Genomic DNA, 26,577 nt, shown 5'->3' on the forward strand with positions numbered 1-26,577 from the left:
CGCTCGGCTATGGCCCGGCTGACGGTACTCCACGAACGGCGATCAGGCATGGACCATTTCCTTTACAAAGACGGCCAACTCCACGCCGAGGATGTCCCGATCGCCGAGATTGCGGCCAGCGTCGGCACTCCGTTCTACTGCTATTCCAGCGCGACGCTCCTGCGCCATTACGGCCTCTTCAACGATGCGCTCTCCTGGGGCCCGCACCTTGTCTGCTACGCGATGAAGGCCGCCTCAAACCTGGCCATCGTCAAGCTTCTGGGCGATGCGGGCGCCGGGATGGACGTCGTCTCGGGCGGCGAATATGCCCGCGCCAAGGCCGCAGGCGTGCCCGGGGACCGCATCGTCTTTTCCGGCGTCGGCAAAACCCCGGACGAGATGCGCATGGCCCTCGAAGGCGGCATCCGCCAGTTCAACGTCGAAAGCGAACCCGAACTGCGCATGCTCAGTGACATCGCCGCCTCGATGGGCGTCACCGCGCCGATCACGCTGCGCGTCAATCCGGATGTCGATGCAGGCACGCACGAGAAGATCGCGACGGGCCGCAAAGGCGACAAGTTCGGCATCCCGATCTCCCGCGCCCGCGATATCTACCGCGAGGCAGCAGATCTCCCCGGCCTGCAAGTCATTGGGATCGACGTCCATATCGGCTCCCAGCTCACGGATCTGGAGCCGTACCGCGCCGCATACCGCAAGGTCGCCGAGCTCACCGAAGCGCTCCGCGCCGATGGCCACAGCATTGACCGTCTGGACCTCGGCGGCGGCCTCGGCATTCCCTACGAGACCTCCAACCGCCAGCCCCCGCTGCCCTCCGATTACGGGCAGCTCGTCCGCGAGGAACTCGAACATCTCGGCTGCGAGATCGAGATCGAACCGGGCCGCCTGATCGCGGGCAATGCGGGCATCATGGTCAGCAAGGTCCTTTTCGTGAAAGAGGGCGAGGATCGCGATTTCCTGATCCTCGACGGCGCCATGAACGATCTAATCCGCCCCGCCATGTACGGCGCCAGGCACGAGATCGTCCCCGCCCGCGAGGCGCTCCCCGGCACTGAAAAGCAGCCCTATGACGTTGTCGGCCCGGTCTGCGAAAGTGGCGACACCTTCGCCAAGGGGCGCGACCTTCCGCCGCTCTGCCCCGGGGACCTCGTCGCCTTCCGCTCTGCGGGCGCCTACGGTGCTGTAATGTCTAGCGAATATAACAGTCGCCCCATGGTCCCCGAAGTGCTGGTCCAAGGCGATCACGTCGCGGTTATCCGCCCCCGTCCCAGCTATGAAGAGATGATCGGACGCGATACCATTCCCCCATGGCTCTAAAGGGCCTATATTGCAGCGAACCGACATTCCGATGGGAGAGAGGCTCTGACCTCACCGACCAAGACCGATAGCGCAACCGACAAGGCCCTGCGCTGGCCGCTCTTCGCGACCCGTTCGGGCCTCGTCGCAGAGCGTGTGGTGCAGGCCTTCTGGCCGTTCTGGGTCGTGACGGCTTCTGTCATCGCGGCGCTGATGTTCGGCCTTCAGGACGTCCTGCCGGTTGAGGCGCTCTGGACCTTCGTCGTCTTGACTGGACTTGCCATCGTCCTGACCTTCGCGAGAGGCTATCGCCGCTTCGACTGGCCCAGCGAAGAGGATGCGCTGGACCGCCTCGACGCCACCATGCCGGGCCGCCCCATCGCCGCCCTGCGCGACAGTCAGGCCATCGGCGCAACCGATCCCGCCTCCCGCGCCGTCTGGGAGGCGCACCGCACGCGCATGGCCGAACGCGCCCGCAAGGCGCAGCCCGCCCCGGCCAATCTTCGCCTCGCGCGCCGCGACCCCTACGGCCTGCGCTACATGGCGCTGCTGTTCCTGACCGTCGCGATCCTCTTCGGCTCCTTCCTCCGCATCGGCACCGTCTCTGATCTGGGTCCGGTTGCGGCCGGCGATGCGGTGATCGACAGTCCTGTCTGGGAAGGCTGGGTCGAGCCGCCGCGCTATACCGGCAAGCCCACGCTGTACCTCGCCGACATCCCGCCCGGCCCGCTCGAGGTGCCCGTCGGCAGCCGCATCACCCTGCGCGTCTACGGAGAGGTCGGCGCGCTCACCGTCAACGAAACCGTCTCGGGCCGCACCGAAGATGTCGGAAGCGTCGCCGACCCGATGCAAAGCTTCGAGGTCACGCAGGCCGGGGTCCTTGCCATCGACGGGCAAGGCGGCGCCTCCTGGAACATCACGCTTCTGCCCGACCTGCCGCCGCAGATCGCCGCGAACGGCCCGATCCAATCCGACGCGATGGGAGAGCTGAACCAGCCCTTCACCGCCAGCGACGACTATGCCGTCCTCGCCGGCACCGCGACCTTCACCCGCGATCTGGACGCCACCGACCGCCGCTATGGCCTCGAGATCGATCCCGACCCGCGCGAGCCAGTGGTCCTTGATCTGCCGATGCCCTTCACCGGCGATCTATCGCAGTTCGATCAGGAGCTGATCGACAATCTCAGCCAACATTCCTTCGCCCGCATGCCCGTCACCATGGTGCTCGAGGTCGAGGATGGCACCGGCCAGACCGGCCGTACCGAGGAGATCGACCTCGTCCTGCCGGGCCGCGGCTTCTTCCAGCCCGTCGCCCGCGCCGTGATCGAACAGCGCCGCGACCTGCTCTGGTCGCGCGACAACGCCCCCCGCGTTCTGCAGGTCCTCAAGGCTGTCTCCAACCGCCCCGAGGAGCTCTTCCGCTCCGACACGACCTATCTGCGCCTGCGCTTCATCCTGCGGCGCCTCGAAACGATGGTCCGCGCCGATGGCCTCGATACCGAAGCGCAGGAGGAGATCGCCGAAGCCCTCTGGGAGCTGGCGATCCAGCTCGAGGATGGCACCCTCGCCGATGCCCGCGAACGCCTGCGCCGCGCGCAGGAGCGTCTCTCCGAAGCCATGCGCAACGGCGCCAGCCAGGAGGAAATCGCCGAGCTTATGCAAGAGCTGCGCGATGCCACCAATGATTACATGCAGATGCTCGCCGACCAGATGGAACCTGGCGACGGCACCGATCAGGCCAACAATAACGACGGCGAAAGCTTCGAATTCACTCAGGACGAACTCCAGGCCCTGATGGACCGCATACAAGAACTGATGGAAGAAGGCCGCATGGCCGAAGCCGCCGAGCTGATGGAGCAATACAATCAGCTGATGGAGAACCTGCAGATCACCCAGGGCCAGCCGGGCGAGGGCGGCCCCCAGACCCCCGGTCAGCAATCGATGGAGGATCTGGCCGAAACGCTCCGTGATCAGCAGGACCTGTCGGATCAGGCCTTCCGCGATCTGCAAGAGCAGTTCGGCCAGGACGGCGAGCAAGGCGACCAGGGCCAGCAGCCGGGTCAACAGGACGGCCAACAGCCAGGTCAGCAACCCGGCCAGCAAGGTCAGCAGGGCCAACAAGGGCAACAGGGTCAGCAAGGCCAGCAACAAGGCCAAGGCCAGCAGGGTCAGGGCCAGCAACCGGGACAACAGCCCGGGCAACAGGGCCAGCAAGACCAGCAGCAGGGGCAGGGCACCCAGCAAGGTCAGGGTCAGCGCCCCGGCGCCGGATCCGAAGGCGATCTGGCCAGCCGCCAGCAGGCCCTCCGCCAAGAGCTCGAACGCCAGCGCAACGGGCTCCCCGGTGGTAACAGCCCGGAAGGTCAGGCCGCCCGCGATGCGCTGGGCCGGGCCGAAGGCGCCATGGACGATGCCGAGGACGCACTGCGCAACAACGATCTGGCCGAAGCCATCGACCGCCAAGCCGAGGCGATGGACGCTCTGCGCGACGGGATCCGCAGTCTGGGCGAGCAGATGGCCCGCAACAACCAGCAGGAAAACGGCCAGCCCGGACAGGGCGAGGCCCGCGGACAGGCCAATCCGCAGCAGCAGGCCAACCGGACCGATCCGCTGGGCCGCGAGGCAGGCAGCAACGGCCAGCTCGGCACCAACGAAGAGCTGACAGGACGCCAGGAGATCGCCCGCCGCGCCGGGGAGCTGCTCGACGAGATCCGCCGCCGCTCCTCCGAACAGGACCGCTCGATCATCGAACGCGACTACCTGCGCCGCCTCCTCGACCGCTTCTAAAGCGCTTCGCTATTCGGTGATGTTGCTTTGACGCGGCGCGCCGCCGCCCGTGTTCGCATTGTCGACGACGGCCTGCATCTTGTCCGTCATCCACATCCGCGCTGTGTCCACGGTGCCCACATAATCGGACAGGACCGGGCTCAGCGCGGGAAAGACCTCGGTCAGGTTGCCGTGGAAGACATAGACCCCCACCAGCAGCCCAAAGATGATGACCGTCAGCGCAAAGCCAAGCCGGAACCCCGAACTGCGCGGCAGGCTTTCAGGATCGCCCATTTCGATATCGATATCGTCGTCGTCTTCCTCGTCATCGTCGATGCGCGGAGTGGGATTGATATCCTCGATCCGGGGCAGCTTTGAACTGCCGGATCCAAAAACGCCGTTGCGCTTGACCTTCCCGGAACCGCCCGACGCCTCGAGCGCGTCCTGACGCCGCGCCTCGGCCTCGTATTCGGCCTCCTGACGCAGGATCGCCGCGACCGCCGGATCGATGGAGGGCGGCTCCGGCTCCGGATCCAGAACCTCGCCCAATTCGCGGGCCAGCTCCTTGTCGGTCTCCTCGCCATGCTTCTCGATTCGCGTGATCGCCTCGGCCACGCGCTTCTTGCGCTGCTCGGCCTCAGTCGGCTCGGGCTCCTGCTCCTCCACGGCAATCGATCCGGCCATAGCGCGCCTGATCACATCTTCGGCGGGCTCGGCGGCAGCCGTTGCTGCACTTGTCGCAGGCACCGCCGTTTCCACTGATTTCTTCGATTTGGGCGCTTCGGCCTTGCTCTCAGGCTCAGCCTTGATCGCTTCTTGATACCAGGTCTTGCCACAGTTCGAGCACTGGACGTCTCTGCCCCGTTTCGCGAGCACGGTATCAGCGATATCGTATTTTGCCCCGCAATTCGGACAGGTCAGCCTCATAGCGCTCCACGTGTTACGCGAGAAACGTCGCGCACTCCCCAGCAACTCCAACGAAATCTTAACAACTTAAAAGACCCGCGCAAAGGCAAACCAACCCTCCGATTGAAACCTATGAGGCCTTCGGGCACAACACCTCCAGCGCAAGAAAGGCCCGCCCCGTGATAGAGCTCGAAAATATCGCCTATGGATATGGCGGGCGAGTGCTCTTTGCGGGCGTCTCCCTGACGCTGGAACCCGGCTCGTTCCACATCCTCACCGGCGCATCCGGGACGGGGAAAACGACGCTTATCCGGCTGTGCTATGGGGATCTGACGCCCACCGAAGGCGCCGTGCAGCTCTTTGGCCGCGATCTGGCGGGGATGGACCGCGACCGGCTGGCCCTCTCGCGCCGCCGCATCGGTGTCGTCCATCAGGAGGCGCGGTTCCTCGATCACCTGCCGCTGCGCGACAACGTCGCGCTGCCGCTCGCCATGGCCGATCGCATGGGCGGCGAGGAAGAGGCGCAGCTTGGCGATCTTCTCGCCTGGGTCGGCCTGACCCAGCAGCAGGACCAGCGCCCGCCGGAGCTGTCGGGTGGAGAGCGTCAGCGTGCGGCGCTCGCCCGCGCCGTCATCATGTCGCCCGAGATTGTGCTCGCCGACGAGCCGACGGGCAATATCGACTGGGAAATGTCCGAGCGCCTCCTCCAGCTTCTGATCGAGCTGAACCGCAGCGGCAAGGCGGTACTGATCGCGACCCACGATTTGGCGCTGATCCGGCAGGCGAAAAGCGCCGTCGATGCCCGCATCCTGCGCCTGAAAGACGGACAGCTCGACATGGCCGGAGCTGCCTTGTGAAAGCGCTCCTTGCCCAGGTCGCGGCCTTTCTCAAAGGCGATCCGCAGGCCGACCGCATCGTCCCGCCCAGCGGCTTCACCGCGCGGCTCACGATCCTATCCGCCGCCGCGATGGCCTTTCTCGCCGTCTTCGCGCTGGCCTTGTCGCTGTCGATGGGACGTCTAGCTGCCGACTGGGCCGGAGAGCTCGAAGGCACTGCCACCCTGCGTCTTCCCGATGCGGACGCCGCCGAAACCGCGCTCGCCCTCCTGCAGGCGACGCCCGGCATCGCGCAGGCGCGCCTCATCCCGCCCGAGGAACAACAGGCGCTGCTCGCTCCGTGGTTCGGCCCCGATCTGCCTCTGGACGATCTGCCCTTGCCCACACTGATCGAGATCACGGAGGACGGCGCCGACCTTCAAGGTCTCCGCGCCCGCCTCGCCGGAGAGCTTCCCGGCGCCGTCCTCGACACCCACGATGCCTGGCGCGGCCCGCTCGTCGCGGCGGCGGACCGGCTGCGGCTTCTGGGCTGGATCTGCCTGACCCTCATCGCCGGGGTCACGGTCGCGATCATCACACTTGCCGTGCGCGCGTCGCTGGCCGCCAACAATCAGGTCATCGGCGTCCTGCGCCTTGTCGGGGCGCGCGACGTGACGATCGCCCGCGCCTTCGTGCGTCGCTTCACCCTGCGCGCGCTTCTAGGCGCGGCGTCGGGCACCGTGTTGGGCTGCACCGCCATCCTGCTGCTGCCAGCAGGCGATGCCGTGCTGCCCGGCCTCGGCTTTCGCGGCGCAGGCTGGCTGCTACCGCTTCTCATCCCGATCCTGGCCGCGCTCGCCGCCTTTGCCGCGACCCGCGCCGCCGCCTTGTCCGTTCTGAAGGAAATGACATGAAAGACGCCCTGCAATATCTCCAGTCGCTCGTCTTTGTCGGGCAGATGTACCTGATGATGGTCGTGATCGGACTGGCCTACCTGCCCTGGGTCCTGATCTCGAAGGAGGGCGCTTATGCGGGCTGCCATGCCTATTGCCGCTGGGTGCGCTGGACCGCCCGCTGGATGGTCGGGCTGAAGACGGAGGTGCGGGGCACGCCGCCCACCGGCGAGGTGATCGTCGCCGCCAAACATCAAAGCTTTCTCGACATTCTCATGATCTTCGGCGCGATCCCCCGGGGCCGCTTCATCATGAAACGCCAGATCATGTATATGCCCGTGATCGGCCAATACGGGCTCCGGATCGGCTGCATTCCCGTCGATCGCGGCAAGCGGTCCGAGGCGATCCGCAAGATGGTCGCGGACGTCGACAAAGGGCGGCTCGAGCCGGGGCAACTGATCATCTATCCCCAGGGGACCCGCGTGGCTCCGGGCGTCAAGCAGCCCTACAAGGTCGGGGCCGGGATCCTTTATAAGGAGACGGGCCAGGACTGCGTGCCGGTCGCCACCAATGTCGGCGTCTTCTGGCCCCGCATCGGGATCATGCGCAAACCGGGGCTGGCGGTCGTGGAGTTCCTGCCGACGATCCCGGCAGGTCTTGAGGTGGCCGACTTCACCGCCCGGCTCGAGCAGGAGGTGGAGGCCGCCTCTGACCTGCTTCTGGCCGAGGCGGGCTTCACAGCCCTCCCCGAACCGGACGCAACCTGACGGAGCGGCTGCGCCGCACGACATTTTTCGTTTGGCGCCCAGCCGGTCCGGCGCGCGTTGAAACGGAGGAAGGTGAGGGGGCCTAGGCCGCGAGCCCTTTCGAGCCGAGATCGAGATATTTCTGCCGCCGCGCCGCGCGCCGCTCCTTGCGGGAGCCGGATCCAAGCTGCGCCAGCAGATCCTCGATCGCGCGTCCCACCGCCGCGATCGTCGCGGGCGCGTCCCGGTGCGCACCGCCCAAAGGTTCGGTCACGATCCGGTCGCAGACGCCCAGCTCATGCAGCTCCTGCGCCGTCAGCCGCAGCGCTTCGGCCGCCTCGCGCATCTTTTCGGCGTCCTTCCACAGGATCGACGCGCAGCCTTCGGGCGAGATCACCGAATAGATCGAATGCTCCAGCATCACCACGCGATCGGCGGTCGCGAACGCCACCGCGCCGCCCGATCCCCCTTCGCCGATGATGACCGACACCAGCGGCACGCCCAGCGCCAGACACCGCTCGGTCGAGCGGGCAATCGCCTCGGACTGGCCGCGCTCTTCGGCGCCCTTGCCGGGATATGCGCCCGGCGTGTCGATCAGCGTCACGACAGGCAGGCGGAACCGGTCCGCCAGATCCATCAGCCGGATCGCCTTGCGGTAGCCTTCGGGCCGCGCCATGCCGAAATTCCGTTCGATCCGGGTGCGCGTGTCGTGCCCCTTTTCATGCCCGATCACCACGACAGGCAGGCCGTTCAGCCGCCCCAGACCGCCCATCACCGCATGATCGTCGGCAAAGTTCCGGTCCCCGGCCAGCGGCGTGTAATCGGTGAACAGCTGGCCGATATAATCCTTGCAATGGGGCCGGTCAGGATGGCGCGCGACCTGGCATTTCCGCCAGGGCGTCAGGCTACCATAAAGATCCTTCAGAAGCTTGCCCGCCTTCTCGTCCAGCGCGACGGCTTCCTTTTCGATATCCATTTCCGGATCGCCCGCCGCCAGCGCGCGCAGCTCCTCGGCCTTCCCCTCGATCTCGGCCAGGGATTTTTCGAAGTCGAGATAGTGGGTCATCGGCGCTCTTTCGTCTCGGGTGGCCTTCTATATCGCGGCGACCCGCCAGATTTGCAACTCGGCAAGATCTGCAATGTCCTTCCATGCGATAGCCGGATCACGACCGAAGGGAAGGGTGACATGCAAGGCGCTTACGAGAACCGGATCTGCCGCGTTCTGGACTATATCCACGATCACCCGGCCGAGGACCTGTCGCTCGACCGGCTCGCCGATGTCGCCGCCATGTCGCGGTTTCACTGGCACCGCGTCTTTCGCGCCCTGACCGGAGAGACTGTGGCCGAGGCGGTTCGGCGCGTCCGGATGACGCGCGCCGCCGTCTGGCTGGTGACGACCGACCGACCTCTGGCCGGGATCGCCGCCGATGTGGGCTACCAGAATATCGCCAGTTTCACCCGGACCTTCAGCGACCACCACGGCCTGCCGCCCGGCGCCTATCGCCGTCGCGGCCAGCTCAGACATCCCGACCCTCCAGACCCACAAGGAGACTATCCCGTGTATCCAATCGAGATCCGCACCCTGCCGGCCCACCGCCTCGCCGCCATCCCGCACCGAGGGGCCTATGACAAGATCGGACGCGCGTTCGAAAAGGCCAGCGCCATCATCTCGGGCCGCAACCTCTGGCCGCAGACCCGGGGCATGGTCGGCGTCTATTACGACGACCCGATGAGCGTGGCGCCCGAAGACCTCAGAAGCCACGCCGGTGTGGTGCTGACCGAAGATGCGCCGCTTCCGGACGGGTTCGAAGAGGTGACGCTGCCTGCCGGGAGCCATGCCGTCCTCGACTTCACCGGCCCCTATTCCGGCCTGCAACAGGCCTACCACCACCTCTATGGCGACTGGCTCGAGGGATCGGGCAAAGAGCCGTCCGACACGCCGTCCTTCGAGCTTTACCTGAACTCCCCGCTCGACACCCGGCCAGAGGATCTCAAGACCGAGATCTGCCTGCCGCTCAAGTAACGCGCATCCCCGGCGGCCTCCCTCCTCCCCGAAGGAGGCCGCCCGAACAGCATCAGGCGCCGCCGATCATCTCGGACTGCCGCACGATGACCTCGGCCTGCTTGATCGAGGCGATATCGACGAGCCGCCCCTTATAAACGGTCGCGCCTTCTCCCTTGGCCTTGGCTTCCTCCATCGCCGCGAGGATCTCCCGCGCTTCGGTCACCGCCTCTTCGGAGGGGGTGAAAACCTCGTTGGCCAGCGCCACCTGCTTGGGATGGATCGCCCATTTGCCAACCATGCCCAGCACCGCCGAGCGCCGCGCCTGCGCCCGGTAGCCCTCGTCGTCCGAGAAATCCCCGAACGGCCCATCGACCGGCAGAACCCCATGCGTCCGGCAGGCCGCGACGATCGCCGCCTGCGCCCAATGCCAGGGATCGGACCAGTGCCGGTCCTCTCCGCGCAGCATGTAGTAGTCTTCCTGCGTGCCCCCGATCCCGGTCGTCGCCATCCCCATCGAGGCTGCGAAATCCGCCGCCCCGAGGCTCATCGCCGCCATGCGCGGAGAGGCCGCCGCGATCTCCTCGACATGCGCGATCCCGGCAGCGCTTTCGATGATGACCTCGAAGGTGATCCGATTGGACCGCCCCTTCGCCGCCTCGATGGCGGACACCAGAGCATCCACCGCATAGACATCGCTCGCATTGCCGACCTTCGGGATCATGATCTGGTCGAGCTGCTCTCCCGCCTGTTCCAGCAGATCCACGACATCGCGATACCAAAACGGCGTATCCAGCCCGTTGATCCGCACGCTCAGCGTCTTGTCGCCCCAGTTAACCTCAGAGATCGCCGCAATCACATTGGCCCGCGCGCTCTCCTTGTCTGAGGGCGCCACGCTGTCCTCCAGATCCAGATTGATCACATCCGCCGCGCTCGCCGCCATCTTTTCAAAGATGGCAGGCCGCGAGCCCGGCCCGAAAAGCTGACACCGGTTCGGACGCGCCACCGGCGCAGGCTGGATGCGGAAGGACATGAGGCAGGGTCTCCGGGTAAGGATCTGTCGCAAGAGTTGCGCCAACGGGTAGATTATTGCGCAGACCCCGGCAAGCGACTTTTCGCATATGCAGCATTTCTCCCGGCGCAGAATCCACCTAGCCCCGCGCGAAAAATCTGGCCATCCTCCCCCTCAAAGTCAGCCCAGGAGCGTCCAATGATTCCAACGCCCTATCTCCTCTTTCTCGGGGATGCGCCCGATCCGCTTGCGGCAAAGGTCGCCCAAGGCATCCGCGACTGGAGCCCCGATGTCGCCGTCGGCCAGCTACGCCTGCCGGGATGTCAGGCCGATATGGGCCTGCCCGACATGAGCCTCGAGGAGGGGCTCGCCGCAGGTGCCAAGACCCTCGTCGTCGGCGTCGCCAATCGCGGCGGCGTCATCTCGGATCTGTGGCTGGATGTCCTCGCCGACGCGCTCGAGCAGGGCTACAATCTTGCCAGCGGCCTGCATACGCTGCTGCGCGACCAGCCGCTCTTGGCCAATACCGCGGCCCGGACAGGCCGCCAGCTATACGACGTGCGGATCCCTTCAACCGCGTTCCCCATCGCTGACGGGCGCAAGCGCACGGGCAAACGCTGTCTGGCCGTCGGCACCGATTGCTCCATCGGCAAGATGTACACAGCCATGGCGATGGACCGCGAGATGCAAAGCCGTGGCCTCAAATCCACGATGCGCGCGACGGGCCAGACCGGCATTCTGGTGACCGGCGCGGGCATCCCGCTGGATGCGGTGATCGCCGATTTCATGGCCGGGGCCGTGGAATGGCTGACCCCCGACAACGATCCCGATCACTGGGATCACATCGAAGGGCAGGGGAGTCTGTTTCACATCTCCTATTCGGGCGTGACGATGGCGCTGATCCATGGCGGCCAGCCCGACGCCCTGATCCTCTGCCACGAGCCGACGCGCACTCATATGCGCGGTCTGCCCGATTACGGCCTGCCAAGCCTCGAGACGCTGCGCGATACGGCCCTGCCGCTGGCGCGCGTGGCCAATCCGGACTGCCAGGTCGCGGGCATTTCGGTCAACACCCGGGCCCTGACGCCCGAGGCCGCACAGACCTGCGTCGAGGAGATCGAGGCACGGATGGGCCTTCCCACCGCCGACCCGGTCCGGCACGGGGCGGGCCGGCTTGTCGATGCGTTGCTGTCGCTCTGACGGCGAGTGGAGCGCCAGTGCATATTTATGACAAGATGAAGAGAGCCGCCCGATGATCACCGTCTCGAAAGACACATTCCGGCTGGCCGAGACCTTTACCATCGCGCGCGGCAGCCGCACCGAAGCCAAGGTGATCACGGTTCAGATCACCCGGGACGGCGCGACCGGCCGCGCCGAAAGCGTGCCTTACGCCCGCTATGACGAGACGGTCGATAGCGTCGCCGCCCAGATCGAAGCTCTGCCCGGCGATATCTCCCGCGCCGCGCTGCAGGAGGCCCTGCCGCCGGGATCGGCCCGCAATGCCGTCGATTGCGCGCTCTGGGATCTGGAGGCCAGACAGACCGGCCATCGCGCCTGGGACATCGCGGGCCTGCCCGATCCCGCCCCGGTGACGACGGCTTACACACTGTCGCTCGAGACGCCGGAGGAGATGGAGCGCAAGGCCCGCGCCCACGCCCATCGCCCGCTTCTGAAGATCAAGCTTGGCGGCGAGGGCGATATGGCCCGGCTCGAGGCGATCCGGCGCGGCGCGCCCGACACGACGATTATCGTGGATGCCAATGAAGGCTGGACCGCCGACATCTACGCCGACCTGGCGCCCCATCTGCTCCGCCTTGGCGTCGCTATGGTCGAACAGCCTCTGCCGTCCGGCGCCGACGAGGCGCTCGCCGGGATCGAGCGTCCCTTGCCGGTCTGCGCCGACGAAAGCTGCCACGACCGCGTCTCCCTGCCTTTGCTCAAGGGCAAATACGACATGGTGAACATCAAGCTCGACAAGACCGGCGGCCTGACCGAGGCGCTGGCCCTGCGCGAGGCCGCCCGCGCCGAGGGCTACCTTGTGATGGTCGGCTGCATGGTCGGCTCCTCCCTCGCCATGGCCCCTGCTGTCCTTTTGGCCCAGGGCGCCGAGATCACCGACCTCGACGGCCCGCTCCTGCTGGCCGAGGATCGAGATCCGCCGCTCCACTACGACGGCAGCCTCGTTCACCCGCCCGAGCCGGAGCTATGGGGATGAGGCCCGTCTCGGAAACGGTGAGGAGGATTTGAGCATCGTTCGAGGAACGATGCGCCTCCGAACGTGGAGCGTTTCCGGGCCGAATGGTCGGAGACCCGCCCGTCACAACAAGGCTAGTGGGAATCATACCGGCGTCGCATAACCGCCCGCCGCCATCGCTTGACAGCTTTCGCCCTCTCGCTCAGGTGAAGGAACCGACCCTAAGGAGAGCCCCGCCATGACCCGCACCGTCTATGTCAACGGAGAGTACCTGCCCGAACATCAGGCCACCGTCTCGGTCTTCGATCGCGGCTTTCTCTTTGCCGACGGCGTCTACGAGGTCACGTCGGTTCTCGGCGGCAAGCTGATCGATTTCGCGGGCCACGCGAAACGGCTCGAACGATCCCTGACCGAGCTCGGGATGGACATGCCGATGACCGAGGAGGATCTGCTCGCCATCCATCGCCGCCTTGTCGACGACAACGGGATCGAGGACGGCCTCGTCTATCTTCAGATCACCCGCGGCGCCGCCGACCGCGACTTCGCCTATCCGGCGCCGGACACTCCGCTGACGGTCGTGCTTTTCACCCAGACCAAGCCAGGCCTCGCCGATAGCCCCGTCGCGAAAAAGGGGATCAAGGTTATCTCGATCCCCGACGAACGCTGGGGCCGCCGCGATATCAAGACGGTGCAGCTTCTATATCCGTCGATGGGCAAGATGCAGGCCAAGGCCGAAGGCGCTGACGATGCCTGGATGATCGAGGACGGGCACGTGACCGAGGGGACGTCGAACAACGCCTATATCGTCAAGGACGGCACACTCATCACGCGTCACCTCGGCACCGAGATCCTGCACGGCATCACCCGCGCCGCCGTCCTGCGCTTTGCCCGCGAGGCGCAGATGAAGGTCGAGGAACGGTCCTTCACCCTGGACGAGGCGCTGGCCGCCGACGAAGCTTTCATCACCTCCGCCTCGACCTTCGTCATGCCGGTCGTCTCGATCGACGGCACTGATATCGGAGACGGCACGCCTGGTCCGGTCGCAAAGCGCCTGCGCGAGATCTATCTTGACGAAAGCCGCAAGGCCGCGGTCTGATCGAAGCGGCGCCTGAACCCCTGATACCGGGCGGCGCCGCTTCGCGGCTTTGGGCAGGGCCGATCAGGTCCTGATATCGGCGCCCTCCAGATCGGCCACGGTCACGCCTTCAAGGATCGCAAAGACACGTCCCCTGGCCACGATCTCGACGCTGGTGCCGGACTGGCGAAAGGACAGTTCCTCGTTCGTCAGGCGATCGAAAGAGTCCCTGTTGTCGAAGATATCCAGCCTGTCCTCGGCGGGATTGAAATCCTGGATAACGACCGCCTCATCCTCGATCCCCAGCTCTTCGGCAAAACCGCTTTCGGAGACAGCAAACAAATCGGCGCCGGATCCGCCGTTCAGGATATCGCCATTGTCCCCGGTCAGCTCATCATCGCCCGCGCCGCCGATCAGACGGTCGGCATATTGGGCCGACGATGTGATCGGCCCGACCTGCTCGTCGGCCTGATCGCTCGCGCTCAGGAAGTCGTTTCCATCCTCTCCCACCAGAAGATCCACACCTTGCGATCCGCCGCTCAGCCGGTCGTCACCACTGCCTCCACGGATCTCATCATCGCCGGCGCCACCGCTTATGATGTCGTTGCCGGCCTCACCGAAGAGAACATCGTCGCCAGAGAAGCCGCCGATCCTGTCATCGCCCTCGCCGCCTTGAACACGATTGTCCCCGATACCGAGGGTGTTGATCCTATCATCTCCATCGCCGCCGCGAATATCAAAGGCAGGCCCCGACCCAAGACCCACTGTCCCGAACCGATCGCCTCCATCCTCCAGCTGGACCGTCTCGATATAGAGATCCGGGATCGAGATATTCTCGGGGGTATTAATGAAGATGAATCGGTTATTGAGGATCTCGGGATCGTTGAAACCGGCCTTTTCACGAAGATCCTCGGCATCCATATCCCGAAAGACAGCAAGCGTCTCGCCGTCCAGGGTAAACTCTACATCCGCGCCGTTCTGCACAAAATCGGTTGTCGAACCATCGGGGGTTCCTCTGACGCCGTCGTCGCTTGGAAGCGTTCCGCTGGGCAGGACGAAAGTGATACGATCAACATCCCCGCCCTCATCATATCCTTCGATAATCACAGGATCCTCGTCCGGGTCGAACAGCACCGAGATCCTATCATCTCCATCGCCGCCACGCACGGTATCGCCATCATCGGCATAAAACCGGTCTTCGCCGTCGCCGCCGATCAGAAGATCGGCGCCTTCGGTTCCATCGCGATCGAAACCGACCAGAACATCATCGCCGTCTCCGCCATCCAGCTCGTTCGATCCGTCCGGATCCAAAAGGATATCGTCGCCGCCTTGCCCCCGAACGATATCGTTGCCTGCGGTCTCGCCGTCGAAGAAAACGCTCAGGATCACGTCATCGCCATCGCCGAGTTCGAGAAGATCGTTGCCGGTTGTCCCGCTCACCTCGTCGTCACCGCTGTTGGAAGGCTCATCGTCGCCTCCGCCTCCACCGCCGCCGCCCCCTCCCGCGAGACCGATCAAAGCAAGAGGAGCCAGAAGAAGAAGCAAATAGGTCGGATCCATGAAAATCATCCCTCGGTTGAAATATGAGGGAAGACTTCTCGGACCGCACCGGGAAGGTCAAGAACCTCCGGAGCTTAAAGTCTTAAGATATCGTTAACCGATCATGAGAGATAAGCGGTATTCCGCCCGATCAGTCCTGGCGCAGGATCGCTCGGATCCGGCTGCGCGTCCGCGTATATCCCAGCTTGTCTGAATCCGATGTCAGCAGCAGGTGAAGCTGCGCGGCCTGCGCTGTCGTCAGCTGACTGGTATCGACAGAGACGTCGAAGACCCTCAGATTATGCTCGATCTGCCGCAACAGCTGGGGGTTAGGCTCTGCCAGGGCCGGACCGCTGATAACACAAAGGACTATGGCGAGGCGTCTCATCAGGTGTGCTCCTGCGCGGTAAAGGCCTTCGCCTGTTCGGCGCTCGCATCCGTCTGATACCGCTCTCGCCATTCCGCATAAGGCATCCCATAGAACGCCTCGCGAGCCTCCTCCTTGGACATCTCGATCCCGCGTTCGGCAGCGGCTTCTTGCACCCAGCGGCTCAGGCAGTTCCGGCAAAACCCGGCCAGGTTCATCATGTCAATATTCTGGACATCCGTCCGCTCGGCCAGATGATCGCGCAGGCGCCTAAACGCAGCGGCCTCTATCTCAAGTTGCGTCTGATCATCCATGCCGGGCTCCTCGCGCTTCGATCTCTTTCCTTGATATGGGTTACATCGCCGGGAAAACAAAGATGTCTTCGCTGGAACTGAGCGCGGCAAGAACGGCAAGTCTGTCCTTAATGTCCGACAACCTAATAAAGGTGTCGGCATACTCGCCCTTTAAAAGCAGGAATGTCACCTCCCGAGAGCAAGGCTTCGCAGCCCGGAGCCCCCGGATATCGCGTGGCTGAAAAGGTCTGGGGGCGATCGATTTCAGCTATTTTACAGGCAAGGCGGCGCTCATATATATCAAGCCCATGGACGAGATCTCGATTTACCAATTCGTCAAACAAAAGCTCATCACCCACGGTGTTGAGAACACGCGTGACGGTCTTCTTACATTGAATGATCAGAAACTATTTTCTCTGTTCGTTAAGCTTGAGCGAGCAGCACGTGAAGGCAGCTTTGATGCTGTTCAGTCTGCCTCGCTCAGCATCGAAGAATACCTCTCTTTGCTAGAAAAGCGTCAGTTAATGGCGTTCGTTTATATGTACCTGAGGTTCTCGGATTTTACTCCGGGGCAAAAACTGTTGGACAAAGAGCTTAAGAATGGCTGGGTTAGAAAGTGCAAAGAGTATCGACGGCAAGTATCTGATGAAGAGGTGCTGATCGGTCTTTGGGCAACAGTAAAATATAATCAGGAGGGTAAGAGTTATCTCCGCTTTGTCTACTCCGAGCCGTAAGGACAAGACGCGCCAACCCTAGGTCGCGCATTCAGCATGCCTATGGCTATAATATTCTCATCTTTGAAGACCGTCCCGGGGGCCCCGCGCCACACACGGCACGCGAACAATTGCATCCCCAGTTGTGAGGCCCGAAAAAATCGCTCATACCGCCCGCGACCGCAGGGTTAGCGGTAACAGACCGGAAGGACACGCCTCATGAGACGCCATCGCAACGTCAAGATCGTGGCCACGCTCGGACCCGCTTCCGACGATTACGAGACGATCCGTGCCTTGCACGAGGCCGGCGCCGATGTCTTCCGGCTGAACATGAGCCACGGCGATCATTCCGAAATCCGCGCCCGTCACGACATCATCCGCAAGATCGAGGCTGATCTGGGCAATCCCATCGGCATCCTCGCCGACCTTCAGGGCCCCAAGCTGCGCGTCGGCGTCTTCGCCAATGGTGAGGAAGAGCTTGAGGTCGGCGACACGTTCCGCCTCGATCTCGACGAGGCCGAGGGCGACAAGCGCCGTGTCCAGCTCCCCCATCCCGAGATCTTCCAGGCTCTGGAACCCGGCGCCCGCCTTCTCGTCAATGACGGCAAGATCGCCCTGCGCGTCAAATACTGCGCCGCCGATCACGCGATTTGCGACGTCATCGTCGGCGGCACGATCTCGAACCGCAAGGGCGTGAACGTCCCCGACGTGGAGCTTCCGCTCGCTGCCCTGTCGGACAAGGACCGCAAGGATCTGGAATTCGTCTGCGATCTGGGCGTCGACTGGCTGGCGCTCTCCTTCGTGCAGCGCCCCGCCGATGTCGAGGAGGCGCGCGGTCTCGCCAAGGGCCGCGCCTCGATCCTCTCCAAAATCGAAAAGCCCACCGCCGTCAAAAATTTCGACGCCATCCTGCAGGTCTCGGACGGTATCATGGTCGCGCGCGGCGATCTGGGCGTGGAGCTGCCCGTCCAGAACGTCCCGCCGATCCAGAAGCGCCTGATCCGCCGCTGCCGCGCTGCCGCCAAGCCGGTCATCGTCGCGACCCAGATGCTCGAATCCATGATCGAAAGCCCGATGCCCACCCGCGCCGAGGTTTCGGACGTTGCCACTGCGATCTACGAGGGCACTGACGCCATCATGCTGTCGGCCGAAAGCGCCGCTGGCGACTACCCGATCGAGGCGGTCACGACGATGGACAACGTCGCCCGCGAGGTCGAGAGCGATCCGACCTATACCGAGATTATCGAAGCCTCCCGCGCCGCCAAACGCTCCACCGTTGCCGACGGCATTGTCGCCGCCGCCCGCGAGATCGCCGAAACCTCCGAGATCAAGGCGATCTGCTGCTTCACCAAATCGGGCAACACCGCCGTCCTCGTCTCGCGCGAACGCCCTCGCGTGCCGATCCTCGCGCTCACCCCCTCCGAACGGACGGCGCGCAAGCTCAGCCTCTCCTGGGGGACCAACTGCGTCGTCTCCGACGAGATCGAGCGCTTCAAGGGCGCCGTCGTCGCCGCGGCCCGGGCTGCCCGGGCTGAAAATCTCGCAACCGCCGACGATCTGATCGTCGTGACCGCAGGCGTGCCCTTTGGCGTTTCGGGCACAACCAATATCCTTCGTGTCGCGCCTTGCGACGAACGTTTGATTTTCAACACCGACCCCGAATAAGATCCAAGCGACATCAGGACCTTAGGGCTTTCGGTATGACACCAGACCTCTTCATGTGTATCGGCGTGCTGGCGATCTTGGCCTCCATTCCGGCGATTTTCGGCTCCATCAAGGACGGGGAGGCGCCGCGCCTTGCCGCGCTTGTTCTGCTCTTTGGCGCGGCCACCGTCTATTACGCGATCAGCCAACGCCCGGGCGGCTACACGCTCGAAGAGATCCCGCAGGCCTTCGTCAATGTGATCGGCCAGTTTCTCTAGACCTAAATCCCCTTGTCAAACTTGCAAAGCTGACGTATCTGCGGCGCTTCTTACCGGGGATCCGGCCCATAGGCATGCCGAGGTCCCCGTTCACGTTCCGATATCCAAGGAGACCGAAATGCCGAAGATGAAGACGAAATCGAGCTGCAAGAAGCGGTTCAAGGTGACGGCTACGGGCCGCATCCTCGCCGGTCAGGCAGGCAAGCGCCACGGCATGATCAAGCGCAGCAACAAATTCATCCGCAATGCCCGCGGCACGACGACCCTCTCAAAGGCGGATGAACAGATCATCAAGCCGATGATGCCCTACGCGCGATAAGGAGAGGCTGACATGTCCCGCACCAAAGGTGGAACCACCACGCACGCCCGCCACAAGAAGGTCACCGACGCCGCCAAAGGCTATTACGGTCGCCGCAAGAACACGTTCAAAGTCGCCCGTCAGGCCGTCGACAAGGCCAACCAATACGCGACCCGCGACCGCAAGAACCGCAAGCGCAACTTCCGCGCGCTCTGGATCCAGCGGATCAACGCCGCCGTCCGCGCCCACGATGACGGTCTGACCTATTCGCGCTTCATCAACGGTCTGGCGCTCGCCGGGATCGAAGTGGACCGCAAGGTCCTCGCAGACCTCGCCGTGCACGAACCCGACGCCTTCGGATCGATCGTCGACAAGGCGAAAGCCGCTCTGGCCTGATTCGGATCACGCCCAGGTTGCAAAAGCCGCTCCTTCGGGGGCGGTTTTTTTTGTGCTCTCGTATCAGGCAGATCACCGCCGGAATGAGCGGGATGCTGCCCGTGCGAGGCGAATTTTGCTGCAAAGCAGCGTTCTCCCGCTCATTTCGGGAAGGACCGTTGTTCGATCCGGGAAACTCGTCATACGCCTGAGACAGAGTGGTTTGAAGTATCCCGTACTTTCTTTCCCGAACGCCAACAGACCGACTTCCCCCCAGGTCTCTATCTGCGAGAGGTAAAAATGGCTTTTATCAGCGAAATTCACTACGCCGACACCTACGCCCGTGAAAGCGGCGTGTCGGAATTTGTCGAGGTGTCCCTCGATGCCGGCGACGATCCGTCCGAATACATCCTTGCATTCTACAAGGCCGACGGCACCCCCGGCCTCGAGGTTAACCTGGCCGATGTCCCCGAAGGACAGGTCACCGTCGATCCCGAAACCGGCGATACGGTCTACGTCATCTCCCGCGATGACTTCGATTTCAGGGTCACCGATCCGGATGGCACCGCCGACAACAACTACGAAGCGTTCGCGCTCGTCGAAGCGGATGACAGCGACACCACCGTCCTTCAGTTCCTCGACATCGGCGGCGGCACCCAGAACATCGAAGCTCAGGGCGGCCTTGCCGATAGCGCGGTCTCGACCAACGTGCCGACCGAAAACAACCCCGGCGCGACACGGACCTCGATCCAGTTCAACGAACCCGACGAAGAGAACCTCGTCTATGCCGAGGTCTCTCCCGGCGACAACGGCGTCTGCTTCTGCCGCGGAACCCTGATCCGCACACCCGAGGGCGACCGCAAGGTCGAGGACCTGAAAGAGGGCGACCTCGTTCTGACCGTCGACAACGGCCCCCAGCCGATCCGCTGGCACGGCCACAGCACGGTCAAGGCGACCGGCAAGATGGCTCCGGTTCGCATCGCCAAGGGCACGCTTGGCGCCACGACACCGCTCATGGTCTCCCCGCAGCACCGGATGCTCATCGCCAGTGCCCAGCTCGAGATGATGTTCGGCATGACCCAGGGCCTCGTTGCGGCGACGCATCTCGTCAACGACGACACCATCACCCGCGCCGAAGGCGGCACGGTCGAATATCACCACATCATGTTCGACCGTCACGAACTAGTCTGGGCAAACGACACCGTGACCGAAAGCTTCTTCGTTGCAGCCAACGGTATGTCCCTGATGACCGAGGACATGCGCGCCGAGTTTGCGGCGCTCTTCCCCGATCTGTTCGACAACAGCGAGACCTTCGGCGACACCGCTCGTCCGACGCTCAAACGCTGGGAAGCCGATCTGATCGACGCCGCCTGATCGGGACGCGTCTCGATCTTGAATGGCGCCGGGACCCTCATCCCGGCGCCATTTCTATGCGCGGCTCTTCCGTTGGTTTAGCAAGGGATCTCACGCAAGGGTGCGCTGCCGCACGCGGCGGACCGGTTGCACCGCCGTGCGCTCCATTAACCGGCGATGGCGCTGAAAATCCACCGACCAAATACCGACGCAATACCGACCGGATACCGAAGGCCCAAATCGCCGGATACCCCTTTGTTTACGAATGATTCGCGCAAAACTCCGCACAGCTTGCGCTGCACCGCCCCAGACGGTAGCACCGCTCGCGGACGATAGCGCAGCAAGGGCAGGGCCATGGACGATCTCAGAGACAAGTATATCGGCCTGATCTCGGCCGCCTCCGACGAGGCGACCCTTGAGGATCTACGCGTCCAGGCCATTGGCAAAAAAGGCGAAATCAGCCTCCAGATGCGAGAGCTGGGCCGCATGACCCCCGAAGAACGGCAAGTCGCCGGCCCCCGGCTCAATGCCCTGAAATCCGAGATCACATCGGCGCTGGCCGCCAAAAAACAGGCGCTCGTCGACAGCGCCTTGAACGAACGGCTCAAGGCCGAATGGCTCGACGTGACGCTGCCCGCAAGGCATTCAAATCACGGAACAATTCACCCCGTTAGCCAGGTCACCGAAGAGGTGACAGCCATCTTCGCCGATCTCGGGTTCTCCGTCGCCGAAGGCCCGCAGATCGAAAGCGACTGGTACAATTTCGACGCCCTCAATATCCCCGGCCACCATCCGGCTAGGGCCGAGATGGACACGTTTTATATGCATAGGGATCAAGGGGATAACCGTCCTCCCCACGTCCTGCGCACCCACACCTCCCCGGTCCAGATCCGCTCCATGCAAGAGCACGGTGCCCCCCTCCGCGTCATCTGCCCCGGCCGCGTCTACCGCGCCGACTACGACCAGACCCACACCCCCATGTTCCACCAGATCGAGGGTTTGGCGATCGACACCGACATCTCCATGGCCAATCTCAAATGGGTTCTCGAGGAATTCGTGAAGGCCTTCTTCAACGTCGATAACGTCGAATTACGCTTTCGTGCCAGTCACTTCCCCTTCACCGAACCCTCAGCCGAGGTCGACATCCGCTGCTCCTGGGAGGGCGGAACGCTCAAGGTCGGAGAGGGCGACGACTGGCTCGAAATCCTCGGCTCCGGCATGGTCCACCCCAAGGTCCTCGAAGCCGGAGGCATCGACCCCGCCGCCTGGCAAGGCTTCGCCTTCGGCATGGGCATCGACCGCATCGCCATGCTCAAATACGGCATCCCCGACCTCCGCGCCTTTTTCGACAGCGATCTCAGATGGTTGCGCCATTACGGCTTCGGAGCGCTCGACCGCCCGGATTTGGTGGGCGGGTTGAGCAGGTGAATAGTTTGAGAAATCCCAACACGGACGCAGCTCTCTTCTTTGGTGCAGACTACCATGTGTTCCCCGACGGAAGCACTCCGTTCGCAGAGCCGGTAGCTCCAGTCGTGATCCCAGATTCATTCCTTTGGACACAAATTTATTACGCAATGTTTGACGCAATCCCGGTACTGATAATCTCCGGTCTGGCGCTTCTACTACTACTCTTATTTCTTTATTTGCTATCCAGAGTACTGCTTGACTACCGTCGACGTTTATACCTGGTAAAACAATCTGGTCGTCCTTCAGTCACGGACAGCCGCGGCCTCACAGATGTGGTTGAATTATCTTATCTTCTTCAGAAATTTTCCTATATAGATTTAAATGGCGAGGAAAAATCGAACGAAGATATTGAGCGCTTCTTCCTACTGACTTCAAGAATACGGATTGACGGAAAGCCAACTTTCGCAAAAATTGCCTCAGACGCTGCGGCACTTCTCAGAAAATCTAACGATGCGGAAGTCAAGGAAAGCGCTGCGGATCAGTATAGCAGCTTAAACGACAAACTAGTTTTAGGAGCACGGTCAGATAATTAGCGGCAAACAAGTCTTTGCAGACGCACTGATAAGAAAGAAGCCGAATAAGATTTGCCCTCTCTTAGCTTAATTATCGTCTTTTGAACCGAGCCTTTGCTGATAGGATTAGCGAGCCACTTATCGACGTAGAGTTCTGAATCGAACTATGCCCTTCCTCCCCACCCTCCCCAAGATGATCCAGACCATGGACCGCCTGATGATGCCGGGGGCCGAGGCGCTCAGCCTTCAGCCCGTTTGCCTCGATGTCGAAGCCGATGTCGCCATCGCCGATATGGACATGGAGGAGGCGCGCCAGATCATGGCCGAGATCGACGCCAAATCCTCGGCCCTTCTCGCCGTGCTGGCGATCATCCTCGCCGCATCCACCTTTATTTTCTCGCTGGATCAGACCTGGCTGACCCTCACGCTCATGTTCGCGCAGGTTGTCACTGTCTCCGTCTCGATCCTCTTCCTGCTGCGCTGCCTGATCTACGAACCCTCGCCCCGCCTGCACCACATTTTCGAGATGAAACGCGTGGCCTCCGAACACTCCATGCAGATCGAGGCGATCAAGCAGGTCCGCTATTTCAACCGGGTGATCGTGCTGACCGTCCTGACCTCGATCCTCTTCTTTGCGATGTCGATCCTTGTCGGTGTCGACGCGATGCTCCGTACGGAGGGGTAATAACCCCTTCCGCCCCCGCCGCAGCTAGGCTAAACGCGCTCCCGACAGGCGCAAAGGCATACCGGCATGAAATTCACCCTCTCCTGGCTCAAGCATCACCTCGACACCGAGGCGTCCCTTGATGAAATCGCCGAGACGCTCACCGATCTGGGGCTCGAGGTCGAAGACATATCCAACCCCGCTGAGCGCCTCAGGGACTTCACCATCGGCTTCGTGAACTCCGCCGAAAAGCACCCCGACGCGGACAAGCTCAAGGTCTGTCAGGTCCAGACCGACGAAGGCGAGACCCAGATCATCTGCGGCGCGCCCAATGCTCGCGAAGGCATCACCGTCGTCATCGCAAAGCCCGGCACCTATGTGCCCGGCATCGACACGACCATCGGCGTCGGCAAGATCCGCGGCGTCGAAAGCTACGGCATGATGTGCTCCGAACGCGAGATGGAGCTGAGCGAAGAGCATGACGGCATCATCGAGCTGCCCTCCGGCGAGGTCGGCCAAAGCTTCACCGACTGGCTGGCCGAGAACGATCCGGCCAAGGTCGATCCGGTGATCGAGATCGCCATCACCCCCAACCGCCCCGACGCGCTGGGCGTGCGCGGCATCGCCCGCGATCTGGCGGCACGGGGGCTCGGTACGATGATCCCGCGCGACACCGGCGAGGTCAAAGGGACCTTCCCGTGCCCGATTACCGTGACCATCGACGCCGATACGCAGGACGCCTGCCCGCTCTTCACCGGGCGGCTCATTCGCGGCGTCAAGAACGATCCCAGCCCCGCCTGGCTGCAGGACAGCCTGCGCGCCATCGGCCTGCGCCCGATCAGTTTCCTCGTCGATGTGACGAATTTCTTCACCTACGACCGCAACCGCCCGCTCCACGTCTTCGATGCAGCCAAGGTCAAGGGCGGCCTCAGGATCCATCAGGCGCAGGGCGGAGAGACCCTGACCGGCCTCGACGAGAAGGACTATACCTTTGAGCCCTGCATGACCGTCATCTCGGACGAGGCTGGCCCCGAAAGCATCGCCGGTGTCATGGGCGGTCTGCCCACCGGCGTCACGCTCGAGACGACGGATGTCTTCATCGAGGCGGCCTATTTCGACCCGATCCGCACGGCGCTGACGGGCCGCGCGCTCAAGATCAACTCCGACGCCCGCTACCGCTTCGAGCGGGGGATCGACCCGGCCTGGACGCTCGAGGGGTTGAACCACGCGACCCGTATGATCCTCGATCACGCAGGCGGCGAGCCCTCCGAGGTGGTCGTCGCCGGGGCCGTGCCCGAGACCACTCGCGCCTACAGGCTCGACACCGAACGCTGCGCCTCGCTCGTGGGCATGGACATTCCGGCGGAAACCCAGCGCAAGACGCTCGAGGATCTGGGCTTCACGCTCGAGGGCGACATGGCCCATCCGCCCAGCTGGCGCCCGGATATCCTGGGCGAGGCCGATCTGGTCGAGGAGATCGCCCGCATCGCTTCCCTGACCAAGCTCAAGGGACGGCCCATGTTCCGCACCCAGCCGGGCATCCCCAAGCCGATCCTGACGACAAACCAGATCCGCGAACGCGCCGCCCGCCGTGCCACTGCGGCGCGGGGCCTGAACGAATGCGTCAGCTACAGCTTCATCGACCGAGAGGCGGCGCTGCTCTTTGGCGGCTCGGATGCGGCACGGCTCGAGAACCCGATCTCGTCCGAGATGTCGCATATGCGCCCCGCGCTTCTGCCGGGCCTTCTGCAGGCCGCCGCCCGCAATCAGGCGCGCGGCATCGCCGATCTTGCGCTCTTCGAGGTCGGCGCGGCCTTCCATGGCGGAGAACCCGAAGAGCAGCACACGCTCGTCACCGGCATCCGCATCGGCCGCACGGGTCCCAAGGACATCCACGGTCAAAGCCGCCCGGTCGATCTCTTTGACGCCAAAGCCGATGCCGAGGCGGTTCTCGCATCGCTCGGGGCGCCCGCAAAGACCCAGATCTTTCGCGAGGCGCCCGACTGGTGGCATCCGGGCCGTCATGGCCGGATTTGCCTCGGCCCCAAGAAGACGCTCGCTGTCTTCGGAGAGCTTCATCCGCGCGTTTTGCAAGCCCTAGACGTGAAGGGCCCCGCCGTCGGCTTCACCATCTGGCCCGCCGAAATCCCGCTGCCGCGCAACAGCTCCGCCGCACGCCCCGCGCTTGGCGCGTCCGACCTGCAGGCGGTCGAACGCGACTTCGCGTTTGAGCTCGACAGCCAGGTCGAGGCGGCAACGCTTCTCAATGCCGCGCAAGGGGCCGACAAGGCCTTGATCGAGGATGTTCGCCTCTTTGATCGTTTCGAAGGTGGAAACCTCGGCGAAGGCCGCAAATCGCTCGCGATCACCGCGCGACTTCAGCCGAAGAACTCAACCCTGACGGAGAGTGAGATCGAGGCTGTGTCCCAAAGAATTGTAGAAAAGGTCAAAAAAGCGACCGGAGGCACGCTGAGAGGCCAGAAATAGGCAACTCAAGGATTGATTGTTAACCTAATATAAACTTTGATAAGGCATAGATCACTTCGTCGGACGATCGCTAGTCCATGTGTATCAAGTTCTTCCGAGCGTTGCGGGGCCTCATCGCAACGCTCGGATCGTTTACAGATGGTTAACAATCAGTCGCGCGACGGGATCGTCAATCCTCTCTGAACCGCAGGCCGCTCGAGGAAGCGATCCAGATAGGCGACGGCGTTCTTGTGATCGTCCCATCCCAGCACCTCTTTGGCACCGTAGAAATCCAGCGCGCGCAACCACGGCGCCAGCGCCATATCTGCGATGGAATAGTCTCCGGCGATCCAATCCCGGTTCGCCAGTTCACCGTCGATCACGCCCAGAAGCCGCTTCGCCTCGTTGATATAACGCTCCTGGGGGCGCTTATCCTCCCATTCGGATCCCGCGAACTTATAGAAAAACCCAAGCTGCCCAAACATCGGACCGACCCCGCCCATCTGAAACATCAGCCATTGGATCACCTTGGCCTTATCGGCACCGGATCCTATGAACTTTCCCGTCTTTTCAGCGAGATAGATCAGGATCGCCCCGCTCTCGAACAGGCCGATTGGGCCGTCCGGTCCGTCCGGATCTACAATAGCCGGGATCTTGTTGTTGGGGTTGAGCGACAGAAACGCATCGCTATTCACGTCCGCATCGGACAGCGTGACCTTGTGGACCTCATAGGGCAGCCCGGTCTCCTCAAGCATGATCGAGGCTTTTACACCGTTTGGCGTCGGAAACGAATACAGCTGAAGAACCGCCGGGTCCTTGGCGGGCCATTTTTCGGTGATCGGAAAGTGCGACAGATCGGACATCAAAAGCTCCCTGGATGATCTTCCCTCAACCTAGGCGCCCCGC

26 protein-coding genes are annotated in these 26,577 nt (G+C 63.2%); 19 read left to right on the forward strand and 7 right to left on the reverse strand.

Going from position 1 to position 26,577, the window contains the following annotated elements:
- The first annotated feature begins 48 nt into the window (after window positions 1–48).
- Window positions 49–1,314 (forward strand): diaminopimelate decarboxylase, encoded by a 1,266-nt coding sequence (gene lysA / locus AAD018_RS03100; protein ID WP_367313597.1) that lies wholly within the window; start codon window positions 49–51, stop codon window positions 1,312–1,314.
- A gap of 87 nt (window positions 1,315–1,401) precedes the next feature.
- Window positions 1,402–4,080 carry a DUF4175 domain-containing protein gene (locus tag AAD018_RS03105; RefSeq protein WP_367314209.1) on the forward strand — a complete coding sequence of 893 codons (2,679 nt, stop codon included), beginning with the start codon at window positions 1,402–1,404 and terminating at the stop codon, window positions 4,078–4,080.
- A gap of 9 nt (window positions 4,081–4,089) precedes the next feature.
- On the opposite strand, the gene AAD018_RS03110 is transcribed toward AAD018_RS03105, so the two are convergent.
- Entirely contained in the window at window positions 4,090–4,986 is an 897-nt protein-coding gene (locus AAD018_RS03110; protein WP_367313596.1) for a zinc-ribbon domain-containing protein, read from the reverse strand.
- Window positions 4,987–5,144: 158 nt separating this feature from the next.
- Between AAD018_RS03110 and AAD018_RS03115 the strand changes: the two genes are divergently transcribed.
- Genes AAD018_RS03115 through AAD018_RS03125 form a run of 3 tightly spaced genes read left to right on the forward strand, consistent with a single transcriptional unit; the run spans window position 5,145 to window position 7,440 of the window.
- A complete protein-coding gene (locus tag AAD018_RS03115) occupies window positions 5,145–5,822 on the forward strand; it encodes a cell division ATP-binding protein FtsE (RefSeq protein ID WP_367313595.1) in 678 nt (225 codons plus the stop codon).
- Window positions 5,819–6,694, forward strand: coding sequence for a cell division protein FtsX (locus AAD018_RS03120; RefSeq protein ID WP_367313594.1), 876 nt, complete (start codon window positions 5,819–5,821; stop codon window positions 6,692–6,694). The genes AAD018_RS03115 and AAD018_RS03120 overlap by 4 nt, the downstream gene beginning before the upstream one ends.
- Complete coding sequence (locus tag AAD018_RS03125; protein WP_367313593.1) at window positions 6,691–7,440, forward strand: lysophospholipid acyltransferase family protein; 750 nt, start codon at window positions 6,691–6,693, stop codon at window positions 7,438–7,440. Before AAD018_RS03120 ends, AAD018_RS03125 begins: the two co-directional genes overlap by 4 nt.
- 82 nt (window positions 7,441–7,522) lie before the next feature.
- On the opposite strand, the gene AAD018_RS03130 is transcribed toward AAD018_RS03125, so the two are convergent.
- Window positions 7,523–8,485 carry an acetyl-CoA carboxylase carboxyltransferase subunit alpha gene (locus AAD018_RS03130; protein ID WP_367313592.1) on the reverse strand — a complete coding sequence of 321 codons (963 nt, stop codon included), beginning with the start codon at window positions 8,483–8,485 and terminating at the stop codon, window positions 7,523–7,525.
- Between the two features lie 120 nt (window positions 8,486–8,605).
- Between AAD018_RS03130 and AAD018_RS03135 the strand changes: the two genes are divergently transcribed.
- The gene (locus AAD018_RS03135; protein ID WP_367313591.1) at window positions 8,606–9,442 is read left to right on the forward strand and encodes an AraC family transcriptional regulator; all 837 of its coding nucleotides are present in this window, start codon (window positions 8,606–8,608) and stop codon (window positions 9,440–9,442) included.
- 52 nt (window positions 9,443–9,494) lie between these two features.
- On the opposite strand, the gene AAD018_RS03140 is transcribed toward AAD018_RS03135, so the two are convergent.
- The gene (locus AAD018_RS03140; protein WP_367313590.1) at window positions 9,495–10,454 is read right to left on the reverse strand and encodes an L-malyl-CoA/beta-methylmalyl-CoA lyase; all 960 of its coding nucleotides are present in this window, start codon (window positions 10,452–10,454) and stop codon (window positions 9,495–9,497) included.
- A 177-nt stretch (window positions 10,455–10,631) separates the two neighbouring features.
- Between AAD018_RS03140 and dgcN the strand changes: the two genes are divergently transcribed.
- From dgcN to AAD018_RS03155, 3 genes are all read left to right on the forward strand, one after another.
- Entirely contained in the window at window positions 10,632–11,633 is a 1,002-nt protein-coding gene (gene dgcN / locus AAD018_RS03145; RefSeq protein ID WP_367313589.1) for an N-acetyltransferase DgcN, read from the forward strand.
- A gap of 52 nt (window positions 11,634–11,685) precedes the next feature.
- Window positions 11,686–12,648, forward strand: coding sequence for an N-acetyl-D-Glu racemase DgcA (dgcA, locus tag AAD018_RS03150; RefSeq protein ID WP_367313588.1), 963 nt, complete (start codon window positions 11,686–11,688; stop codon window positions 12,646–12,648).
- Between the two features lie 217 nt (window positions 12,649–12,865).
- Window positions 12,866–13,723 carry a D-amino-acid transaminase gene (locus tag AAD018_RS03155; protein WP_367313587.1) on the forward strand — a complete coding sequence of 286 codons (858 nt, stop codon included), beginning with the start codon at window positions 12,866–12,868 and terminating at the stop codon, window positions 13,721–13,723.
- A 63-nt stretch (window positions 13,724–13,786) separates the two neighbouring features.
- Here the strand turns inward: AAD018_RS03155 and AAD018_RS03160 are convergent, their stop codons facing one another.
- From AAD018_RS03160 to AAD018_RS03170, 3 genes are all read right to left on the reverse strand, one after another.
- The gene (locus tag AAD018_RS03160; protein ID WP_367313586.1) at window positions 13,787–15,262 is read right to left on the reverse strand and encodes a calcium-binding protein; all 1,476 of its coding nucleotides are present in this window, start codon (window positions 15,260–15,262) and stop codon (window positions 13,787–13,789) included.
- 130 nt (window positions 15,263–15,392) lie between these two features.
- Entirely contained in the window at window positions 15,393–15,629 is a 237-nt protein-coding gene (locus AAD018_RS03165; RefSeq protein ID WP_367313585.1) for a hypothetical protein, read from the reverse strand.
- Window positions 15,629–15,922 carry a DUF1244 domain-containing protein gene (locus tag AAD018_RS03170; RefSeq protein ID WP_367313584.1) on the reverse strand — a complete coding sequence of 98 codons (294 nt, stop codon included), beginning with the start codon at window positions 15,920–15,922 and terminating at the stop codon, window positions 15,629–15,631. The genes AAD018_RS03165 and AAD018_RS03170 overlap by 1 nt, the downstream gene beginning before the upstream one ends.
- A 287-nt stretch (window positions 15,923–16,209) precedes the next feature.
- On the opposite strand from AAD018_RS03170, the gene AAD018_RS03175 reads away from it, so the two are divergent.
- The 10 genes from AAD018_RS03175 to pheT all read left to right on the forward strand — a co-directional run bounded on the left by AAD018_RS03175 (window position 16,210) and on the right by pheT (window position 25,692).
- Window positions 16,210–16,635 carry a hypothetical protein gene (locus AAD018_RS03175; protein ID WP_367313583.1) on the forward strand — a complete coding sequence of 142 codons (426 nt, stop codon included), beginning with the start codon at window positions 16,210–16,212 and terminating at the stop codon, window positions 16,633–16,635.
- 198 nt (window positions 16,636–16,833) lie between these two features.
- Entirely contained in the window at window positions 16,834–18,279 is a 1,446-nt protein-coding gene (gene pyk / locus AAD018_RS03180) for a pyruvate kinase (RefSeq protein WP_367313582.1), read from the forward strand.
- 35 nt (window positions 18,280–18,314) lie between these two features.
- Window positions 18,315–18,536 (forward strand): hypothetical protein, encoded by a 222-nt coding sequence (locus tag AAD018_RS03185; RefSeq protein ID WP_367313581.1) that lies wholly within the window; start codon window positions 18,315–18,317, stop codon window positions 18,534–18,536.
- A gap of 118 nt (window positions 18,537–18,654) precedes the next feature.
- The gene (rpmI, locus tag AAD018_RS03190; protein ID WP_367313580.1) at window positions 18,655–18,855 is read left to right on the forward strand and encodes a 50S ribosomal protein L35; all 201 of its coding nucleotides are present in this window, start codon (window positions 18,655–18,657) and stop codon (window positions 18,853–18,855) included.
- 12 nt (window positions 18,856–18,867) lie between these two features.
- A complete protein-coding gene (gene rplT / locus AAD018_RS03195) occupies window positions 18,868–19,230 on the forward strand; it encodes a 50S ribosomal protein L20 (protein ID WP_367313579.1) in 363 nt (120 codons plus the stop codon).
- A gap of 279 nt (window positions 19,231–19,509) precedes the next feature.
- Window positions 19,510–20,583 (forward strand): Hint domain-containing protein, encoded by a 1,074-nt coding sequence (locus tag AAD018_RS03200; protein WP_367313578.1) that lies wholly within the window; start codon window positions 19,510–19,512, stop codon window positions 20,581–20,583.
- A 333-nt stretch (window positions 20,584–20,916) separates the two neighbouring features.
- Window positions 20,917–21,990, forward strand: coding sequence for a phenylalanine--tRNA ligase subunit alpha (gene pheS / locus AAD018_RS03205; protein WP_367313577.1), 1,074 nt, complete (start codon window positions 20,917–20,919; stop codon window positions 21,988–21,990).
- Between the two features lie 146 nt (window positions 21,991–22,136).
- Window positions 22,137–22,562 carry a hypothetical protein gene (locus tag AAD018_RS03210; protein WP_412005169.1) on the forward strand — a complete coding sequence of 142 codons (426 nt, stop codon included), beginning with the start codon at window positions 22,137–22,139 and terminating at the stop codon, window positions 22,560–22,562.
- A gap of 172 nt (window positions 22,563–22,734) precedes the next feature.
- On the forward strand, window positions 22,735–23,226 hold the full coding sequence (locus AAD018_RS03215; protein WP_412005170.1) for a hypothetical protein: 492 nt from the start codon (window positions 22,735–22,737) through the stop codon (window positions 23,224–23,226).
- A gap of 66 nt (window positions 23,227–23,292) precedes the next feature.
- Window positions 23,293–25,692 (forward strand): phenylalanine--tRNA ligase subunit beta, encoded by a 2,400-nt coding sequence (gene pheT, locus AAD018_RS03220; protein ID WP_367313574.1) that lies wholly within the window; start codon window positions 23,293–23,295, stop codon window positions 25,690–25,692.
- 149 nt (window positions 25,693–25,841) lie between these two features.
- On the opposite strand, the gene AAD018_RS03225 is transcribed toward pheT, so the two are convergent.
- Complete coding sequence (locus AAD018_RS03225; RefSeq protein WP_367313573.1) at window positions 25,842–26,534, reverse strand: glutathione S-transferase N-terminal domain-containing protein; 693 nt, start codon at window positions 26,532–26,534, stop codon at window positions 25,842–25,844.
- Window positions 26,535–26,577 lie beyond the last annotated feature (43 nt).

The organism is Aestuariibius insulae (assembly GCF_040783535.2).
GTDB classification, from domain to species: Bacteria; Pseudomonadota; Alphaproteobacteria; order Rhodobacterales; family Rhodobacteraceae; genus Aestuariibius; species Aestuariibius insulae.

What these genes read in the sequence shown, in the direction of transcription:
- AAD018_RS03125 (WP_367313593.1), top strand. Translation starts at nt 6,691, where the DNA reads ATGAAAGACGCCCTGCAATATCTCCAGTCGCTCGTCTTTGTCGGGCAG.
- AAD018_RS03185 (WP_367313581.1), top strand. Translation starts at nt 18,315, where the DNA reads ATGACACCAGACCTCTTCATGTGTATCGGCGTGCTGGCGATCTTGGCC.
- pyk (WP_367313582.1), top strand. Translation starts at nt 16,834, where the DNA reads ATGAGACGCCATCGCAACGTCAAGATCGTGGCCACGCTCGGACCCGCT.
- AAD018_RS03170 (WP_367313584.1), bottom strand. Translation starts at nt 15,922, where the DNA reads ATGGATGATCAGACGCAACTTGAGATAGAGGCCGCTGCGTTTAGGCGC.
- rplT (WP_367313579.1), top strand. Translation starts at nt 18,868, where the DNA reads ATGTCCCGCACCAAAGGTGGAACCACCACGCACGCCCGCCACAAGAAG.
- AAD018_RS03140 (WP_367313590.1), bottom strand. Translation starts at nt 10,454, where the DNA reads ATGTCCTTCCGCATCCAGCCTGCGCCGGTGGCGCGTCCGAACCGGTGT.
- AAD018_RS03175 (WP_367313583.1), top strand. Translation starts at nt 16,210, where the DNA reads ATGGACGAGATCTCGATTTACCAATTCGTCAAACAAAAGCTCATCACC.
- pheT (WP_367313574.1), top strand. Translation starts at nt 23,293, where the DNA reads ATGAAATTCACCCTCTCCTGGCTCAAGCATCACCTCGACACCGAGGCG.
- AAD018_RS03210 (WP_412005169.1), top strand. Translation starts at nt 22,137, where the DNA reads ATGTTTGACGCAATCCCGGTACTGATAATCTCCGGTCTGGCGCTTCTA.
- dgcA (WP_367313588.1), top strand. Translation starts at nt 11,686, where the DNA reads ATGATCACCGTCTCGAAAGACACATTCCGGCTGGCCGAGACCTTTACC.
- AAD018_RS03215 (WP_412005170.1), top strand. Translation starts at nt 22,735, where the DNA reads ATGATCCAGACCATGGACCGCCTGATGATGCCGGGGGCCGAGGCGCTC.
- AAD018_RS03160 (WP_367313586.1), bottom strand. Translation starts at nt 15,262, where the DNA reads ATGGATCCGACCTATTTGCTTCTTCTTCTGGCTCCTCTTGCTTTGATC.
- AAD018_RS03165 (WP_367313585.1), bottom strand. Translation starts at nt 15,629, where the DNA reads ATGAGACGCCTCGCCATAGTCCTTTGTGTTATCAGCGGTCCGGCCCTG.
- AAD018_RS03130 (WP_367313592.1), bottom strand. Translation starts at nt 8,485, where the DNA reads ATGACCCACTATCTCGACTTCGAAAAATCCCTGGCCGAGATCGAGGGG.
- lysA (WP_367313597.1), top strand. Translation starts at nt 49, where the DNA reads ATGGACCATTTCCTTTACAAAGACGGCCAACTCCACGCCGAGGATGTC.
- dgcN (WP_367313589.1), top strand. Translation starts at nt 10,632, where the DNA reads ATGATTCCAACGCCCTATCTCCTCTTTCTCGGGGATGCGCCCGATCCG.
- AAD018_RS03155 (WP_367313587.1), top strand. Translation starts at nt 12,866, where the DNA reads ATGACCCGCACCGTCTATGTCAACGGAGAGTACCTGCCCGAACATCAG.
- AAD018_RS03135 (WP_367313591.1), top strand. Translation starts at nt 8,606, where the DNA reads ATGCAAGGCGCTTACGAGAACCGGATCTGCCGCGTTCTGGACTATATC.
- AAD018_RS03200 (WP_367313578.1), top strand. Translation starts at nt 19,510, where the DNA reads ATGGCTTTTATCAGCGAAATTCACTACGCCGACACCTACGCCCGTGAA.
- AAD018_RS03225 (WP_367313573.1), bottom strand. Translation starts at nt 26,534, where the DNA reads ATGTCCGATCTGTCGCACTTTCCGATCACCGAAAAATGGCCCGCCAAG.
- AAD018_RS03110 (WP_367313596.1), bottom strand. Translation starts at nt 4,986, where the DNA reads ATGAGGCTGACCTGTCCGAATTGCGGGGCAAAATACGATATCGCTGAT.
- rpmI (WP_367313580.1), top strand. Translation starts at nt 18,655, where the DNA reads ATGCCGAAGATGAAGACGAAATCGAGCTGCAAGAAGCGGTTCAAGGTG.
- pheS (WP_367313577.1), top strand. Translation starts at nt 20,917, where the DNA reads ATGGACGATCTCAGAGACAAGTATATCGGCCTGATCTCGGCCGCCTCC.